The organism is Acinetobacter sp. ANC 4204, assembly GCF_002135205.1.
Lineage (GTDB): Bacteria > Pseudomonadota > Gammaproteobacteria > Pseudomonadales > Moraxellaceae > Acinetobacter.
This window is the reverse complement of record NZ_NEFZ01000005.1, coordinates 20,061-37,409: the sequence shown is the minus strand read 5'-3', so window position 1 is coordinate 37,409 and position 17,349 is coordinate 20,061. Positions and strand designations below refer to the sequence as shown.

12 protein-coding genes and 3 tRNA genes are annotated in these 17,349 nt (G+C 41.2%); 5 read left to right on the top strand and 10 right to left on the bottom strand.

Features of this window, described 5'->3' with window-relative positions:
• Nucleotides 1–58 precede the first annotated feature (58 nt).
• The 4 genes from B9T36_RS11555 to B9T36_RS11540 all read right to left on the bottom strand — a co-directional run bounded on the left by B9T36_RS11555 (nt 59) and on the right by B9T36_RS11540 (nt 5,054).
• Nucleotides 59–1,345, bottom strand: a complete 1,287-nt coding sequence (locus tag B9T36_RS11555; RefSeq protein WP_086209635.1) for a hypothetical protein — start codon at nt 1,343–1,345, stop codon at nt 59–61.
• A 67-nt stretch (nt 1,346–1,412) separates the two neighbouring features.
• A complete protein-coding gene (gene glyS / locus B9T36_RS11550) occupies nt 1,413–3,482 on the bottom strand; it encodes a glycine--tRNA ligase subunit beta (RefSeq protein WP_086209634.1) in 2,070 nt (689 codons plus the stop codon).
• On the bottom strand, nt 3,482–4,471 hold the full coding sequence (gene glyQ / locus B9T36_RS11545; protein ID WP_086209633.1) for a glycine--tRNA ligase subunit alpha: 990 nt from the start codon (nt 4,469–4,471) through the stop codon (nt 3,482–3,484). Before glyQ ends, glyS begins: the two co-directional genes overlap by 1 nt.
• 97 nt (nt 4,472–4,568) lie before the next feature.
• On the bottom strand, nt 4,569–5,054 hold the full coding sequence (locus B9T36_RS11540) for a hypothetical protein (RefSeq protein WP_086209632.1): 486 nt from the start codon (nt 5,052–5,054) through the stop codon (nt 4,569–4,571).
• A 375-nt stretch (nt 5,055–5,429) separates the two neighbouring features.
• On the opposite strand from B9T36_RS11540, the gene B9T36_RS11535 reads away from it, so the two are divergent.
• A complete protein-coding gene (locus tag B9T36_RS11535; RefSeq protein WP_086209808.1) occupies nt 5,430–6,530 on the top strand; it encodes an HPP family protein in 1,101 nt (366 codons plus the stop codon).
• A 94-nt stretch (nt 6,531–6,624) separates the two neighbouring features.
• Here the strand turns inward: B9T36_RS11535 and B9T36_RS11530 are convergent, their stop codons facing one another.
• Nucleotides 6,625–6,900: a PspC domain-containing protein gene (locus B9T36_RS11530; protein WP_086209631.1), complete on the bottom strand. Its 276-nt coding sequence runs from the start codon at nt 6,898–6,900 to the stop codon at nt 6,625–6,627.
• Between the two features lie 273 nt (nt 6,901–7,173).
• Between B9T36_RS11530 and B9T36_RS11525 the strand changes: the two genes are divergently transcribed.
• Nucleotides 7,174–7,824: a hypothetical protein gene (locus B9T36_RS11525; protein ID WP_086209630.1), complete on the top strand. Its 651-nt coding sequence runs from the start codon at nt 7,174–7,176 to the stop codon at nt 7,822–7,824.
• A 145-nt stretch (nt 7,825–7,969) separates the two neighbouring features.
• Here the strand turns inward: B9T36_RS11525 and B9T36_RS11520 are convergent.
• From B9T36_RS11520 to B9T36_RS11500, 5 genes are all read right to left on the bottom strand, one after another.
• Nucleotides 7,970–8,045, bottom strand: a tRNA-Lys gene (locus tag B9T36_RS11520).
• Nucleotides 8,046–8,144: 99 nt separating this feature from the next.
• Nucleotides 8,145–8,220: transfer RNA gene (locus B9T36_RS11515), tRNA-Lys, on the bottom strand.
• A 19-nt stretch (nt 8,221–8,239) separates the two neighbouring features.
• A tRNA-Lys gene (locus tag B9T36_RS11510) sits at nt 8,240–8,315 on the bottom strand.
• Nucleotides 8,316–8,445: 130 nt separating this feature from the next.
• The gene (locus tag B9T36_RS11505; protein ID WP_086209629.1) at nt 8,446–10,287 is read right to left on the bottom strand and encodes a long-chain-acyl-CoA synthetase; all 1,842 of its coding nucleotides are present in this window, start codon (nt 10,285–10,287) and stop codon (nt 8,446–8,448) included.
• 170 nt (nt 10,288–10,457) lie between these two features.
• Nucleotides 10,458–13,910, bottom strand: coding sequence for an Rne/Rng family ribonuclease (locus tag B9T36_RS11500; RefSeq protein WP_086209628.1), 3,453 nt, complete (start codon nt 13,908–13,910; stop codon nt 10,458–10,460).
• 757 nt (nt 13,911–14,667) lie between these two features.
• Here B9T36_RS11500 and B9T36_RS11495 point away from each other — a divergent pair.
• From B9T36_RS11495 to B9T36_RS11485, 3 genes are all read left to right on the top strand, one after another.
• Nucleotides 14,668–15,606: an RluA family pseudouridine synthase gene (locus B9T36_RS11495; protein ID WP_086209627.1), complete on the top strand. Its 939-nt coding sequence runs from the start codon at nt 14,668–14,670 to the stop codon at nt 15,604–15,606.
• A 270-nt stretch (nt 15,607–15,876) separates the two neighbouring features.
• On the top strand, nt 15,877–16,545 hold the full coding sequence (locus B9T36_RS11490; RefSeq protein ID WP_086209626.1) for an HAD-IA family hydrolase: 669 nt from the start codon (nt 15,877–15,879) through the stop codon (nt 16,543–16,545).
• 73 nt (nt 16,546–16,618) lie between these two features.
• A complete protein-coding gene (locus B9T36_RS11485; RefSeq protein ID WP_086209625.1) occupies nt 16,619–17,332 on the top strand; it encodes a helix-turn-helix transcriptional regulator in 714 nt (237 codons plus the stop codon).
• Nucleotides 17,333–17,349 lie beyond the last annotated feature (17 nt).

The window sequence follows — 17,349 nt, the reverse complement described above, 5'->3', positions numbered from 1 at the left end:
GAGTTGTTAAGTTGAGTATAGGGAATTGGGGAGGGGTTGGCTAGAGTGACTTATATCACTAGTCAGTTGGATTTTTTCTGAATAAATAATGTTGTTCTACTTTTATCGAATCAAAGTTGGAGCAAATCATATTTGAATTAAAATTATCAGTTTCAATCCAGAAATCTTGCAATAATTTTATTTTTTCTACTTGGTCATCAGTTAATTCTTCATACCATTTAGGGGAAGCAAAAGTGTTATGTACATATAAGAATATGAGTGTAAAAAGTTTATCTTCAATTTTCTCTGGATCATTAATTATTGAGTTAATTATTTTCTCCCCAAAGTCATGATTTTCATAAAACCAACTTAAAATCAGATAACCACGGTTGTTAAAAGTTAGGCAATTTACAAATAGATTTTTTGATCGGGTATGTGGGTCATCTAAATTTTGAAGTATATTGCCGTCTAAATCAAAATTTGGATTAAAACAACTGCTACTCTGAAATTTAGGATAACCATCAGATAGTTCAAAAATATAATGTTCTAGTAGGTCTTCATGTGATGCATTTTTATAAAGTATTTCCATTTTTTCTTTATAGTAGTTGCTATATTTTATTCCGAGTTCATAAAAAAATATTTGGCTGTTAATGCCAATTTGACGACTTATTTGTGTTTGAGTATCTAGTGAATTATCAATATTCTTTTTTAATAAAGTTAGTAGATTTACTATGGATTGCATTGAATGATATTCAATGCAAATAGCGCGGTAAGAAAGATCAAATAGCTGTTTAGAAGTTTTTTGAAAATCATTTTTTTCAAATGAAGAGAATAGAATTTCATCATGTTTTTTGCAAAAACCAGTAAATGTTGAAGCGTTTCTTATACCTATTTTTGAAAAATTAAATCCATTAAAGTCAAATTTCATACCATACACATGTTGATCGACGCTAATGTATTCTAACGAGCCTTTTTTGGAAATGGAATGAGCCTTGATAATTAAATCTGAGCAATTGGAAACATTTTTATGGAGGCATCCGCGATATGAAAAATTACTCTTCATTAAGTTATAAATTTCATTATGTGTCATTTTTACTTTTTTTTCTTTATTGAAATGACAATCAATAAAATTTAAACCTGATAAACACCAGCATGGTTGTTTCTTAGAGTGTTTTCTTAAAATCTCTTGAAAAACCTTTAGAGAAATAAGATTAGCTTTATCTCCTTTCTTTTTATGTGATTTTAATAAATATTGATAGGATGAGCTGTTAAAAAGTTTTTGCTGTACTGCATAGCCTAGACAATCCAAATCAATAAATTTTGTACCATTAATAAAATATGTAAGTTTTCGTTTTTCTATTTTCATGTTTGATCTAAATAAGTAAAACCCCGCTATTTCTAGCAGGGTTTAAATTTTATTTCAATCATTCAGCTTAGTGCTGCAACACCGAAATATCTGCAACACTGGTAAACAAGTTACGTAACTGAGCCAGTAAACGTAAACGGTTTGCTTTCAAGTCGCTATCATCTGCCATCACCATAACGCCATCAAAGAAAGCATCAATTGGCGCACGAAGTGCAGCTAATTTAGAAAGTGCTTCTGTGTAGTCTTTCGCAGCCAAAAGCGGTTGAACCACAGGCAGAATTGCTTGAATCTCTGCACAAAGTGCTTTTTCAGCATCTTCAATCAATTTAGATTCAACAATTTCACCAGTCGGTGTGGCTTCTTTCGCTAAAATATTGGCAACACGCTTATTCGCAGCAGCCAAAGCAGCTGCTTCAGGCAAACTACGGAAATGGTTCACCGCAGTCACACGCTTATCAAAATCAAGAGGTGATTTTGGAGAAAGTGCTTGAACTGCTTGGATCACATCAACAGCAACGCCTTGGTCTTCATATTTTGCACGGTAACGACCTTCAAGGAATGCAACCGCATCCGCTAAAGTCTTGTCATGGTCTTTCAATACATTGCCATAAGCTGCCAAAGCCAACTTGATGAGTTCTTCAATTGAAACATCAAGATTGTTTTCAGTCACTAAACGCAAAATACCAATCGCAGAACGACGCAGTGCAAACGGGTCTTTCGAACCTGTAGGTGCTTGACCAATACCGAAAATACCTGTCAGCGTATCTAAACGATCCGCAAGGGCAATCGTAGTACCTGTTTTAGTTTGTGGTAAAACATCACCAGCAAATTTAGGTAAATATTGCTCACCTAAAGCTTCAGCAACTTCATCATTCTCGCCTTCAATACGCGCATAATAAGTGCCCGCAATCCCTTGAAGCTCTGGGAATTCTCCCACCAATTCAGAAGTTAAATCACACTTTGCAAGAAGTGCTGCTTTTTCAGCATCGGCAGGATTTGCCCCTGTGATTGCAGATAAAGCCACAGCCAATTTAGCAATACGTTCAGATTTATTCCATAACGTACCTAACTGTGCTTGGAAAACCATATTGGCGAGTTTTTCTTTACGAGATGCAAGCGGTTGCTTTTGGTCTTGTAAGAAGAAGAATTCAGCATCAGACAAACGAGGGCGTACAACTTTCTCATTTCCTTCAATAATTTGAGTCGGATCTTTAGACTCAATATTTGAAACGGTGATGAAATAAGGCTGTAATTTGTTATCGCTATTCACCAAACAGAAATACTTCTGATTGTCTTGCATGGTGGTAATCAGCGCTTCTTGAGGCACAGCAAGGAAACGCTCTTCAAAGCTTGCACGAAGCGCAACAGGCCATTCAACCAATGCCGTTACTTCGTCACGAAGGTCCGCAGGCACAATCGCAATCGCATTGACTTCATCCGCAAGCGCTTTAACTTGTTGATCTATGATCGCTTGACGCTCTTCAAAATTCGCCACAACTTTTGCCGCACGAAGTGCATCTAAGTAAGCATCAGCATTGGCTAAAGTAATCGCTTCAGGCGCATGGAAACGATGACCATAAGTCACATTCGCTGCTTTGTGATCTTGAATTGTTGCATCAACCACATCGTTATCTTTTAGTAATACCACCCATTTTACAGGACGAACGAATTCAGTACGGCTTGCCGCAGAACGCATACGTTTTGCAATTGGAAGATTATCCAGTGCAGTTTGTAAAATTTGTGGCAGTAAAACGTCAAGACTTTGGCCTTTGACATCTTTTAAGTAGCAAACTTTTTCAACTTTACCTGCTTGGAAAGTTGAAACTTGATCCGCAGTAATGCCTTGACCACGCATAAAGCCTTCAAGTGCTTTGGTTGGCTTACCTTCGGCATCATAAGCTGCTTGTACAGCAGGACCATCAAAGCGTTTTTGCGTATCTGCTTGCGCAGCATCGACATTGATAATTTTCAATGCCAAACGGCGCGGTGCTGCATAGGCTTCGATAGAATCAAAAGCCAAGCCTGCATCTTTTAAGCCTTTGATGGTTTCAGCTTGCAATGCATCACGTAAAGTTTTTAAGCTTTTTGGGGGAAGTTCTTCACAGCCAAGTTCAAATAAAACGGTATGTTTAGACATTATTTGTTCTCCGCTGATTTTTCTGCTTGAGCCGCTTCCGCTTCAACCTGAGCTTTCAATTGAGCTAAAACTTCATCACGTAAATGTGGTTCTGCCATTGGGAAACCAAGTTTGGCACGAGCCGCCACATAACTTTGCGCAATAGAGCGCGCCAAAGTACGTACACGTAAAATATAACGTTGACGCTCAGTTACAGAAATCGCACCGCGTGCATCGAGTAAGTTAAAGCTGTGTGACGCTTTAATCACTTGTTCATAGGCAGGAAGTGGAAGTTCAGCTTCCATTAAGCGAGTTGCCTCTGCTTCATAGAAATCGAATAATTCAAACATTTTTTCAACGTTGGCATATTCAAAGTTATAGGTCGATTGCTCAACTTCATTTTGATGGAATACATCGCCATAAGTCACAGTACCGAATTGACCTTTGGTCCAAACCAGATCGTAAACGGAATCGACACCTTGTAGGTACATTGCTAAACGTTCAAGACCGTAAGTGATTTCACCCGTCACTGGGTAGCATTCAACACCACCGACTTGTTGGAAGTAGGTAAACTGAGTCACTTCCATACCGTTGAGCCAAACTTCCCAACCTAAGCCCCATGCACCGAGCGTTGGAGATTCCCAGTTGTCTTCGACAAAACGGATGTCGTGGGTCAGGGTATCAATACCAATGGCTTTTAATGAGTCTAGATACAGTTGCTGGATATTGTCTGGGTTGGGTTTCAGTACTACTTGGAACTGGTAATAGTGTTGTAAACGGTTTGGGTTTTCGCCATAACGACCATCTTTAGGGCGACGTGAGGGTTGAACGTATGCTGCGTTCCAAGTTTCAGGCCCAAGTGCGCGTAAGAATGTTGCAGTGTGGAATGTCCCTGCACCCATTTCCATATCGTAAGGTTGTAAAATCACACAACCTTGTTCAGCCCAGTAGTTTTGTAAGGCAAGAATTAAGCCTTGGAATGTATCAATATGCGATATGGCGCGACTCATGCAGCATCCATTATAAATATAAGAAAAAATTGGTTCTAAGTATAAGGATTTTAGGTGGGAGTGGCAAAGTTTCTGTGCAAAATACAGAATAGTAATTTTAGTGATTATCTTTAGGTTTTTGGCGAAGGTTACTTTTTTCCTCCATGATTTGTTTATGGCTTTTTAAGCTGAGGAAAACAAAAAAAACAGCTGTGGGTAAAATGAAAAATAAGACTAACACTGTTAGGGTAAATACATCTAAAAAACGATGGGGATAAGAAATGTAATAAAAGCTGAGGAAGCCGAATAGCGTTGCCAACCCTATATTGAAGAGATTGAATTTATGAAAATGCTGTAATACTAAAAAGAGCAGAAGATAGGGGGTATAGAAAAAACATAAATAGAATAAAAAAGCAGGAAGAATCATCATAAATAGATACAGCAAAATTTTGGCGTTGGTCACCTGACCACTCATGATTGCAATAATCAATGTAGCCATACAAGTAGCTGGTAGTCCACCAATGGGGGCGAGGAATAAATTTGCTGTTATTCCCTTTTTCGTTTGTTGTAGTGGTTGAAAGAGCTTTTTAGTAATGGATTTCATGTTGGCCTGATTATGATTTTATAGTTAGATTGGCACTTAAAGTAGCAAACTATTACGTTATGAAATAGCACATGAGGGTGTGTTATTGCAATGCTTGAAAGTAGTCTAAATAAGGCATCAATATACAAAAAGAGAAACAATGAGAATACACATGATATTGAGGACAAAGCTGACTTTCATTATTTCAATCTAATGGTATTTATCGGTGTTGTTATAATGAAGTGATGCTGACCGGGTTGTGCAGTTACAGCAATACGTTCACTAAAGAATTCAGCAGAATTACTCATAAAAATAAGATGTAAAATAGATGCATCTTATTGGTGAGACCACGTATAATTTTGCACCAGTTGAGTGCGAAAAAATAGAAGGGTGGCTGTGTTTCATATGCAACTTGAATGGTTAAATACCTTAAAACCGAATTTTAAAGTGTTACCGCTAAAGGAAAGAATGCTCTGTGGTCTGGGTGCATTATTGGGTTTAGCCTTGTCTTCGCTTATCAGTTGGTGGGTGTTGGGGGGAATTAATGCATGGTATATCGCACCGATGGGAGCATCTTCTGTACTGCTTTTTGCTGTGCCTGCCAGTCCTTTGGCTCAGCCTTGGAATATGGTTGTTGGCAATATTATTGCGGGTATTATTGGGGTCAGTTGCGCACTCTATATTCCCAATTTAACGGAAGCATTTAGTATTGCTGTTGCATTATCTATTTTTTTAATGATGACGACAGACTCATTACATCCGCCAAGTGGTGCTGTAGCAATCACTGCTGTTTTGGGGGGAGATGTAGTACATCAGTTAGGATATTATTTTATTGCTTATCCTGTATTGCTTAATTCTGGGGTATTGCTGTGCATTGCAGTTGTCTTTAATCGTTTAATTGGGCGTCAATATCCGCAAGTTGCGACCCAGCTTAATCGGCGCTCCAAAGATCCAACACCAACTCAGAAAGTGACGATCCAACCCGAGGATATTCATCGCGTTTTAGCGAAAGAAACACAGTTACTCGACATTAGTGAATATGATTTACAAAAATTGATTTTAAAGGCCCAAGCTCAAGCGGATACGCGTTTTCAGATAGACTTACGTTGTCAGGACATTATGAGTAAGGATGTACTGTGCTTATACGATGATGAAGATATTCAGGTTGCTCTAGATAAATTTAAACAGATTAATTTAATGAGTTTGCCAGTGTTGAATCGTGCAGGACATTTATGCGGTACCTTGGCTTTATATGAGGTCGTGGAGTGGTTCCAGAAGGCGACAGACTTACGTACATCTTGGCAAGATCAGGTGAAGCATATTATGAGTCGTCAAGTGGTGACCGTACAGCCAGATCAAGCACTGCAAGATTTAATTCCTTACTTTGTTGAGCGTTCTTTTAACTATATCCCTGTGGTTGAAAACAAAGTCTTGGTTGGTATTATTAGCCGAGCAGATATGATTGCAGCCTTATACCGCCAATTGCAGCATCGCTAAGTCGTGTGAATGTTGTAGGCAAAAAAAAGCTACGACACTTTGGGGGAAGATGTCGTAGCATAAAAAGAAACTTTTTTGAGACGAAAGACAGCGTTTATGGGTTGCGATGATCTGGGTTAACGGTACGCATTGTATTGTGATAACCAGCTTGAGCCTGTGGAGAGTGCTCAATATAGTCTTTTTGTTTCGGCATCACTAACCAAAGGATGAGATAAACCAAAATTCCAGGGAATGCGGCACTCAATAGTGAAATGGTGATGAAAACAATACGAAGTAAATTTGCGTTCCAACCAAAACGTTCAGCAATACCACCCATCACACCAGCAATCATGTTTGAGCGGTTAGAGCGATATAAACCAACATTGGCCATCTAGGTCTCCTTAAAATATAAAATGTGAGTTACTTGATGAACTCATACTTTAAAAATGGTGACACAAATACGTTTTTAAAGGTGCTGGAGGCAATTAAAAAGTAAAGTTATGTAACTTACGAAAAGCTTGGGTTTTATACGGATTAAAATGTCCCGCGCTTATGTATTCAGCTTTAGCCATGAAAACGAATTAAGTGTTAAGTATAGTGAATGGTTGGAATAGAAACTCATGATTTGTATGGAAATAAATCACGTTGATGTGGTGAGTGTGGAATGAACTTAAAACCAGAACATCAAGGGGTAATGGCTATATTACGACGAGGAATCGTGGTGGGGCTTATTGGTGTATCGCTATTTGGTTGTGATAATGGGCATTCCGAGGCATCACAGCAACATGAGCCTACCAGCATGAAAGATACACCTGCTAAGAATGAACATTCCGGTAAAAAGCTGACGGAAGTCGCTGGACGCGCCACCATGCAGGATGACTCAGATTATGCACCGCGTAAGCTTGACATTCGTGAGCAGCAGTTTATCGGCCGTTATCGTACACAAATTCAATGTGATGGCTATTTTTTCCCATGTGAAACAGGGAAAGCTGATTTTATTCTGAATTTTTTGCCCGATGGTACTGTACACCGCAGTATTGTTCGTTTAGGGAAGGTTTTTTCTGAAAAACAACGGCCAGGTTTTACACACTTAAATTATCGCCGTGATACGTGGACCATGGACAAAGAACGGACCGAGCTGATTGTGCATCGTAAGGAAGGCCTGAATTTCTATTATCGAGTGATTGATGCACAGACTCTACAGATGGATTTGAATAAAAGTAATAATTTAGATGAAAATAACCAAAAGTTGTATGCACGTGGTTTTCCAAAGTTAGAGCGGGCATATACTTTAAAACGTGAGCCAAATAACTAAGATATTGTATTCTATGGTCATTTATTTGCTAAAGCAGAGTCTTTGTTGATACTGAGATATATCGTAAAAGGAGAGATTGTTCTTTGAAGATAATGCTGAATATATGAAGCACTATTGAAGAATTATAAGAAAGGATTTAGATAAATGGTGGGTCGTCCGCGATTCGAACGCGGGACCAACGGATTAAAAGTCCGCTGCTCTACCAGCTGAGCTAACGACCCTGAGCAAGGTGTACGAAGAAATATTCGCTGAAAGTTTAAAAAAGGATTTTAAAGCATTCGAACCTGAGCAGGTTTGTAAAACCAGATTTTACAAAAAGATGGTGGGTCGTCCGCGATTCGAACGCGGGACCAACGGATTAAAAGTCCGCTGCTCTACCAGCTGAGCTAACGACCCATCAAGGGTATCAAAGAAGTGGTGGGTCGTCCGCGATTCGAACGCGGGACCAACGGATTAAAAGTCCGCTGCTCTACCAGCTGAGCTAACGACCCATATCATTTGATGGAGCGTATTGTAGCAAGATATGCATCTAGCGCAAGTAAAAAATCGCAAACTTGTTGATGTTTGATTATAAATACAACAAATTTGCGATTATCAAGTTAAAAAACAAACAATTTGAACTTAGAACCGATACTGGTAGGCTTGAATATTATCAAAGACTTCCTGTGTGATATCTGTATATGCACTGCTGTTTGGAAGTAAAACCAATAAGCGTTCGCTGGTTTTGGCTGGGTCAAAAGCCTGCTCTTTGAGTTTACTTTTTTGGTATTTAAATGTACCTGTCGTTTCGACCTGTTTTTGTATGCGTAAAAAGACGGGTACAGCATAAGCTGGAAGACATTTTTTAAATGTGGCAAACATTTGCGCTAAGTCTTGCGTATTGAGTTCAGCCCCGTCTGTTAGCGTAATTGCAGCCATCCCCGCACGACCGTTGGTGTTCGGTATTTCAACACCGTAGACGACTGCTTCTGTAATTTTGTCATATTCGCAAACCATGTTTTCTACTTCAGTTGTAGACACATTTTCACCTTTCCAGCGGAAAGTATCACCTAAGCGATCTACAAATTGAGCATGGCGGAAGCCAATATCACGGACCAAGTCACCAGTGTTGAAATAGGCATCTCCAGACTTGAAAACGCCTTTTAAAATTACCGATTTATTTTTTTCAGGGTCAGTATAGCCATCGAAAGGGGAGCGACGGGTAATTTTTCCAATCAGTAAGCCTACTTCCCCTTTTTTGACTTTGATGCAGTGGCCTTCATCATCATGTATCGGTGCATTTTTCTCTTTATCAAACTGAATAATGGCATAAGGAGTTGGTGAGAAACCGACAGTATTGTCAAAGTTAAAAACATTGCTAAAGCCGACATTACCTTCGCTTGAGGCATAAAGTTCTAAAATTTCTTCAATACCAAAGCGTTGCTTGAATTTATCCCAAATATTGGGGCGCATACCATTACCGATCATTTTAGTAACACGATGGCCTTTTTCTAGCTCAGATGGCGGTGCATCCATGAGGTAGCGACACAGCTCACCGACATAGCCAATTGCTGAAGCATCAAACTTTTGTACGTCTTTCCAAAATGCAGAGGTGGAATATTTACGACGCAAAGCCAAGGTTCCAGCCCCTGCAATTACACCGCACCAACACACCACAATGCCTGTCGCATGATACAGCGGCAAGGTGACATACATGACATCATCTGGGCCAAGGTTAAGCACGTGACCATAAGTACCATAAGCCAATGTCCAGCGACTATGTGTGAAAATAACCGCTTTAGGTAGGCCAGTTGTGCCCGAAGTATAAATATAAAATAAGCCGTCTTTACCTATGACACTGTTCGTGGTTGGTGTATTAAATTTGGCGAAGGTATCAATTTTTTCAGCAAGGTTACTAAAACCTTTTGGGGCATGAGCTGCTTCTTTTTGTGTTTCTTGGTCGGCAAACCAGTAGAAGCGATCGGTCGGAACATTTAAATCTTGGCGGATTTCATCAACCACCGCACGGCATTCCTCACCTACGATGACGGCAATTGGGTTCACCAGATTAATGCTATGGGCCAAAACTTTGCCGACTTGCGAGGTATTTACAAGAGCAGTGGTCACTCCAATTTTTGCTAGGGCAATTACGGTTGCCACTAGTTCAGGGCGGTTTTCAATCATCACAGTGATGACATCGCCTTTTTTTGCCCCAATAGATAAATAGTAGTGTCCAATCTGATTTGCCCATTCATTCAGCGCTTGGTAACTAAATTTTTGATCTTCAAAAACTAAAGCTAGACCTAATGGATTACGTTTCACTGCTTTTTCAAAAGCAATGCCCAGTCCTGTCGGGGTGTTCGGCGTACGTAAATATGCTTGCTTTAATCCACTGAGTAAGTTGGGGACTTTACTGATGAATTGGGGAAGTTTTGCTGCAACGTCGGTGATACCAATGAGGTCATGAGATGGGTGTTGGCTCATATGAATCCTAATTATTTTATGCAATCCAATGCGTTTGAGTAGTGCTCAGTTTATACACTTGTTCTTTTAATCTTTTCAGTCTAGTGCAATCAACCTAATCCGACAAAAATAACAAAAAAACCTAGCCACTGGCATGACTAGGTTTTTAAAATTTACAGCTCTAAGGCGAATTACGACTCAGTTGGACTGGCCTTTTTCGGTGGACGCCCACGTGGACGACGCGGACGAACTGGCTTGTCTTTATCAGACTTATCTGATTCGTCAGCTTCTGCTGAAGTTTCAGCTTTCTCTGCTGTATCTTCAGTTATTTTCGCAGCTTTTGGCGCTTTAGTTGGTGCTACAACTGGTGCTTCTTCAACTACTGGCGCTTTAGGTTCGGCCTCAGCTGTTTCAGCGACTGCTGTCACAACTGTGTTTTCAGATTGAGCCTCAGCTTCAACAGGGCTTTCCTGAGTCGTTTCAACTACGGGAGTTTCTTCGACTTGAGCTTCAGGTGCCTCCACTTGCGCAACTGCAACAGTTTCTTCAGGAGCGGTCACATCAGCAACAGGTGCAGTTTCACGTGCTTGTTTCACTTGATCCAAGGCTTGTTCAGCAGCAAGTTTTGCTAAACGACGACGCTCGCGAGGGTCATTTGCAACACGCTTTTCTGACTCAGGCTTTGGTGGTGTTAAGTCCAAGACTGCAACAGGTTCTGCTTCAGGTTGTGCTTTGGCAACTTCAACATCACGTGTGACAGGTTTTTTCTCAGCTTCTACAGCAGGCGTTGAAGCTGTTTTGCTTAACGTTGCAGCATACTCTTCAGTAAATTTCTGAAGGGCACGGTTGAAGGTTGGAATTAAGCCAAATTGCTCAATCAACACTGAACAGTCTTCACCATAGACATGACGAATCAAGCTGCTGATGGTGTACTGTCCTAACGTTGGTACCTGTGAAGGTGTGAGTTTCGGTGCTTCAGCTTGCTGTGCCTGGGCAGCGCGTTGTTGGCGACGGCGTTGACGTGGATCATTGCTGGCACGTTTTACGCTTTCACGTGGTTTCTGCTCTGCGTGGTGTTCAGCTGGAGCTTCTACAACCTCAGGTGCTTTTGCTGGTTCAACCGTCTCTGCTTTTAGATCAACCTCTGCTTTCACAACAGCAGTTTGCTGAGGCTTGGTTTCAGTTGTCGTTTGAGCTGGTGTTAACGCCACGATTTCACTTTGCGCTTGATCGACATTGACCACATGTGCTGTTGTGATCATCTCTTGACGAGGTGCTTCAATCAGCTCAACTTTGAGTTGAGGTTCTTGAGCGACCACTGGCGCTGTTTCAACCGCTTGCTCGTTCAGGACGCTTGGGTCGCGGTGGCGATTTGGACGCTCTGGACGTGGTTGGTTGCGACGGTCACGACGTGGCATTGTATTTTGTTGTTCATTTTGAACATCATTACTTTGCTGTTGTTCACCGTGTTGGCGACGTGATGAACGCTTGTTTTCACGCGGTTCTTGGCGTTGCTGTTCACTACGCTCAGGACGGTCACGGTCTTGGCGTTGTTGCTCGTTACGCTCAGAACGTTGTTCATAACGATCTTGACGTTGTTGCTCTTGACGTGGCACTTGCACAATTTCTTCATGAACTTGGTTTTCATGTTGTGCATTTTGCTCGCGTGGCTCTTTATGTTTAGAACGCTTTTTATTGTGGCGTGTACCGCGTTCCTCTTTCTCGACATGCTTCTCTTCACGGTGTTCAGATTTTGCATGTACAGGAGCAGAAGTCATGTACGCGTTATTGCTTGGTGTTGTTACTGTTGGGACGGCAACTTGACCAAATTGGCCGCGACTGACCGCACCACCATTGACCATTTGTTCAATGGCCGCAGCAGCATTGTTTGCAGAGCGTGATTGATCAACAGTTGCAGCTTGTTTTTGTACAAACAAGTTTTCTAACCAAGCACATGGGCTGCTTGATGCTACAGACGGTGCTGGAGCAGGTTGAGCTGTTTGTTGCGGGTTATTATTACGTTGCTTTTTATTGCCTTTTTCTTGTTGTGCAGGCACTGCTGGAGCGGCGTGTTGATGTGCGTGATCTGCACCATCCAAATGCCATTCTGATGACTCGTAGCCCAACTCTTTTTCGCTTGAACGCGTTGCTTCTGTACGTTCATAACTGGTTGGTGCAAAGCCTTCAGGGTTATACGAAATTTCGTAATGTGGTGTTTCTAAGTGTGGGTGTGGAAGCACGGTCACACGAACACCAGAGGTTTGCTCTAGGTAAACTAGAGTGTGACGCTTTTCATTCAATAAGAAGGCTGCAATTTCAACAGGCACTTCAACTTGAACTTCGCCATGACGTTCACGTAGTGCAATTTCTTCGACTTTACGCATGATCGAAAGTGAAAGTGAACGTAGATCACGAACCATACCTGTGCCATGACAGCGCGGGCAGACATAACCTGTTGCTTCTTCAAGCGAAGGGCGTAGACGTTGACGGCTCATTTCCATCAAGCCAAAACGAGACAATTGACCGAATTGGATACGGGCACGGTCGCTTTGTGTTGCTTCGCGAAGTTTCGCCTCAACCATACGTTGGTTGCGGTCTTTGGTCATGTCGATAAAGTCGATGACAACTAAACCACCAATGTCGCGTAAACGCAGTTGACGTGCAATTTCTTCTGCTGCTTCAAGATTGGTATTGAGCGCTGTATCTTCAACGTCACTACCACGGGTTGATTTTGCAGAGTTAATATCAATAGAAACCAAAGCTTCTGTTTGGTCAATCACGATTGAACCACCAGAAGGCAACTTCACTTCACGTTCATAAGCTGTTTGAATTTGGCTTTCGATACCAAAATGAGCAAATAACGGTTCATTCAAGGTATAGGTTTTTAACTTGTCGATTTGACGAGGCATCACTGCTTTCACGAAGTTATACGCTTCGTTATAGGCTTGTTCTGAGTCAATTAAGATTTCAGCAACATCATCACGTAAATAATCACGAATCGCACGTGTCACCACGCCCGCTTCCTGATGAACCAACATTGGTGATGGACCAGAACTTGCTGTGTTTTGGATTTGTGCCCAAAGATCGAGTAAGTGTTGTAGGTCAAGCTGTAGTTCTTCTTGAGAACGCCCAATCCCTGCGGTACGAACAATTACGCTCATACCACGTGGAACATTGAGTGAAGCCAACATTTCTTTCAGTTCGTCACGCACAGAACCTGAAATTTGACGACTAATACCACCACCTTTTGGATTGTTTGGCATGAGTACCAAATAGCGACCCGCTAAAGAGATGAAGGTAGAAAGGGCAGCCCCTTTGTTGCCACGTTCTTCTTTCTCAACTTGAACCAAAAGCTCTGTGCCTTCAGTAATCAATTCGCGAATGTTTGAAGTTTGGCGTGGGTCTGCTTGATAATATGAGTTTGCGATTTCGCGCATAGACAAGAAGCCTTGACGTCCTGCACCATATTCGACAAACACAGCTTCTAAAGAAGGTTCAACGCGAGTCACGTGACCTTTATAGATATTAGATTTTTTTTGTTCACGGGTACGATTCTCTAAGTCAAAATCGTAAAGACGCTGCCCAGTGACAAGTGCAACGCGAATTTCTTCGGCATGTGTTGCATTAATCAACATACGTTTCATGGGTGTAACACCTAATAGTGATACACAACAAATTATCGCTAAAACACGTAGCGAACATCAAACATCACGGACCAATTTTGCTCAGATCTCAAATAAACCGATTGTGGTCTGAGTTTTATTACCTGCCTTTTTGATCGGCTTCGGTTTTGATTCACATATTGATGATGGCAATACGGCTTCAATCTTTAAACGATTAAAGTCTCCTGCGCGTTTCACTGGCGGACAAGCGGTGCATTGGATGTAAGTAACTTTCACTGTCACATTTGCTCGAAGAGCAACCCTTCTTTTTGGATAGGGTGTCTTGATACGGAATTATCATCGTATCTTTACAACTGTACAGATCCATATGCATCAACGCTGTGGCCTGAATACGAGATCAGGGAGCGACTAATCTGATGTGTATCAGTTTACGTTTAAAAACCAACTTGAGGTTGGTCACATATTTTTTTGGGGCAAACTGATTTATGTGCAGATGCACAATTAAACCTAACAGTTTGCAGTTTTGCCGATATAATAAGCCTTCGGCGTCGGCATAATTCTTTTGGGACCGTTCCAAGCTGAGTTGAGTTTTTCTTAATTATCCAATTTAAAATTGAAATGATTAAGCTTTTAACTCACTTATGGTGGTATCCGTGCGCTGACTATATCAAACCTTGTACCATCTGCCTATGGGCTAAGCTAGTCTTTCTTGTGTAAAGCATAGCCTAAGTGGTCATTTTTTATCCAAATTCCGTATTTTTTAGGTCGCAGTAACTGTATGAATTCTACCCAACAATGGCAAAACGTGACGTGGTTTGAAGTGGACGAGCATCAAGCAGGGCAACGGATTGATAATTTTTTATTTAGCCGTTTAAAAGGTGTGCCTAAAAGTCGTATTTATCGTCTGATTCGTGAAGGTCAGGTTCGGGTCAATAAAAAGCGTATAAAAGCAGAAACTAAACTGTCGATTGGGGACCAAATTCGTGTGGCCCCGATTCGCTATGAACAAAAAGATGAAAATGCGGCGCCTGTTTCTGACAAAGTCGCACAGAGTTTGCTGAGCCGTGTGGTGTATGAAGATGAAGGCTTGATGGTCGTCAATAAGCCATCCGGAATTGCTGTACATGGCGGCAGTGGTGTGGCCTATGGTCTGATTGAAGGCTTACGTGCGGCAACAGGTAAAAAATATTTAGAACTGATTCATCGTATTGACCGTGATACCTCAGGTTTGGTGATGATTTCTAAAAAGCGTAGTGTATTAAAAAGCTTACAGGACATGCTACGTGAACACAAAATTAAGAAAACTTACGCCGCTGTCGTCAAAGGTGTGGTGAGTTTAGACAAGCAGTTAATTGATGCGCCTTTGCACCGCTATGAGTTGTCTAATGGCGAGCGTCGTGTACGTGTATCGAGTGAAGGTAAAGAGTCTAAGACGCAGTGGAATGTGGCTGAGCGCTTTATGCATGCAACCTTAGTCTATGCCTCGCCACTTTCAGGGCGTACCCATCAAATTCGTGTGCATGGTTTAAGTATCGGTCATCCATTGGTTGGGGATGATAAATATGGTCATGAAACAGAATACAAGGGACCGAAACCACGTCGTTTATGTTTACATGCGATGCGTTTAGACATCCCTGGTTATGAGACGATTGAAGCGCCGTTGCCTGAAGATATGCAGAGTATTGTGGCGCAGTTAAGAGCACAGAAGAAGGATTAAGCCTTTTCCACTTCATTGTAGGAGCATTGGTAAAGACATGGCTTTTGTTGGTTGTGATTAATTTAAAATGATGTTGTATTGGTCATCTTTAATTTTCAAAGATGAAAAGTAGCAACAGTCTTTTGTTGAGCTGATAGAACATCCTGAACACGCTTTAAATACTGTGGTAAAGCGAAGTGCAAATCAGCTCAACGGCGACACTTCTGTTGCCATCGTTAGCAAATGCATTGTGTAAATTGTTTTCATAAAAGTAAATATTGGAACCCCAGCATGAATAAACCTGTAGAACTGATTATCTTTGATTGGGATGGCACATTATTTGATTCAGTGGGGCAGATTGTGGCGAGTTTACAATTTGCAGCACAGCAATTTTCACAACCGCTCACCCGTGAAGATGCCAAAAGCATTATCGGTTTAGGCTTGCCAGAGGTTGCACAGCGTTTATTCCCTCAAGTGCCTGAGTTACATACTGAAATTTTGCAATGCTATGCAGAACATTATGTAGCGAACTCAAAAACTGATGTCTGGTTTGATGGTGTTGCAGACATGCTGAATGGCTTACGTGAAGCGGGGTTATTGTTGGCGGTGGCAACGGGTAAAAGCCGTAAAGGCTTAGACCGAGTGTTGGCACAGACTCAGAGTCAATCGTTATTTGTGGCAACCCGTGCTGCCAGTGAAACCAAGTCCAAACCACATCCTTTGATGTTAGAAGAAATCTTAACTGAAACGGGTGTGTCCGCTGAACGCGCGATTATGGTCGGTGATACCAGTTATGACTTGGAGATGGCACGTAATATTGCTATGCCGAGAATTGGGGTGAGCTATGGTGTGCATACACCTGAAACCTTAAGACAATATCAGCCTTTGACGATTGTAGATGATGTAGCCAGTTTGGATCATTTTTTAAGACAGCAGTTGAAGGCTTTCGATGTGGCGTAAGCAAAGTTGACCATTTTTCAAGGCGTATAAGGATATATGCCTAAACTTAATTTTGAAGAACAAGAAATACGCTATGAGTCGTTCTATTCGATTACTTCATTTGTTACAGCATCTGCGGGAACAGCGTTATCCTGTTACAGCCCAATGTTTGGCTGAGCACTTGCAAATCAGTGTGCGAAGTGTGTATCGGGATATCGAAAGTTTACGTGATCAAGGGGTCAATATTGAGGGAAGTGCAGGTTTAGGATTTCAATTGAAAGAAAACTTTCTCCTGCCGCCAATGAGTTTAGATGAGTCAGAAATTGAAGCGATGTATCTGGCATTACAATGGGCTAAATCCATCCCTGATCATGCATTACAGCAGGCTTCACATTCAGTATTAAGTAAATTAAAAGCAGTATTGCCACAAAGAAAACAAGAATTTTTAAATGATACTTATCTAAAATCAATTCATTCATGGATTGAGGTTGATCAAACCATTGTGGAACAAGTTCGTGTTGCAATTCGCTTACAGACTAAAATTCAGATTGATTATGTTGATGAGCATAAACAGATTTCGCATAGGCAATTATGGCCTTTTGCATTGGGGTATTTTAACGACAAAATGTTGTTGGCTGCATGGTGTGAATTGCGAGAAGACTTTAGAAACTTTCGTTTAGATCGGATTCAAACACTCATATTCACAGAGCAAATTTATCCCCAATTTAAACGCCATTTATTTGAACAATGGTGTCAAAAAGAATTTTCAAATTCAGGACAATCGGCAAACACTGCTGACAAAAACTGACACAACTCAGTTCTATT